The sequence below is a fragment of the Oleiphilus sp. HI0043 genome (genome assembly GCF_001634935.1).
Map to the genome: position 1 here is coordinate 1 of NZ_LWEY01000640.1, position 1,125 is coordinate 1,125.

2 protein-coding genes are annotated in these 1,125 nt (G+C 41.2%); both read right to left on the minus strand.

What is annotated here, in order from left to right:
- Nucleotides 1-303, minus strand: a 303-nt coding sequence (locus A3729_RS07735; protein WP_156497781.1) for a hypothetical protein, incomplete at its 3' end; no start/stop codon positions are given.
- A gap of 342 nt (nt 304-645) precedes the next feature.
- Nucleotides 646-1,125, minus strand: a 480-nt coding sequence (locus tag A3729_RS32550; protein WP_197475669.1) for a methyl-accepting chemotaxis protein, incomplete at its 5' end; no start/stop codon positions are given.

The window sequence follows — 1,125 nt, forward strand, 5'->3', positions numbered from 1 at the left end:
GCAAAGCATGCGAGTATCAGTATCTACGCTTAGTGAGAGTAGAACGAGCGTGCCATCTTCAAGTTCGTTTAAGTCTAGTGAAAAATAGCCGGATGAGTCGCTGCGTGTTTGTGTGATCAGGCTATTATCTTCGGCTCGGTATGCGCTGATTATGCCGTTGCTGATGACGCCTTTAACAGCACGTCCATCAACATTGTTATCTTGCCGGTCGCTATCAAAAAATTCGCAGCCACTTAAGAACAAACACATTAGCAGTGTACATAGTTTGGAGAGTGCTATTTGACTTGTATCTTTTGCTTTCATAGTTGTACATTCGAAATATTCATTATGGACAGGCATAATTCAACAACTCGCCCCTTCCTATAAAATGACGCAAGAAAGGGCTAAAAACCGCAAATGTATAGTGGTATGCGCGATTTCAACAGTTGGAATAAACGTAAAGAATCTAAAACGGGCTTCTGCGTAATGTGCAGTTATTAATAGAGTAACGCTGCTAATCTCTATATCTTATAGGTATGTATGAGCCAAGATCCTGAAATCCTTATCCGATAGTTAAAATTCTAACTAAAGAATTGTAACTTTGTGTGAAAGTGATATTAACATTACGTAATAGCTTTGTCTTGTCTGTACCAGTAAAAGTAAGACTTAGGGGATTTTATTTACTCGCTTAGAGAGTGCGCGTCGGAGAATTTCTTGCTGGTCTTCGTCTTTACAGCTATATAGCTGCTTGAAATCACTCAATATAGGACCGAAGAAGTCCTTGAAGTGCTGCGAATCCTGATAAACTTTGTATGCTTTCTGTTGAATTGCATCGCTGGACAGTTTCTCGGTATTTGAAATGTTATATAACTGCTCTATTTCCTCTTTGAGAGAGGCGATCAAGGGCAGGTTGGGATTATTTTCTGGGTCCTCAGGTTGCAAATGCTCCCATAAGCTTAGCAATGTCTCCTTTGCTTGGTGGGTGTTGGATAGGTCGGCTTGGGCAGCAATATCCAGACACTCAACAGACTCTTTGAACATGGTTTCGGTTTCTGCCAGTTTAGCGCTGATCTTGTCATTAAAATCATCTGTTTGAACTGAAAGCGTGCGCACTTCATCTGCAACAACGCTAAACCCTCTTCCTGC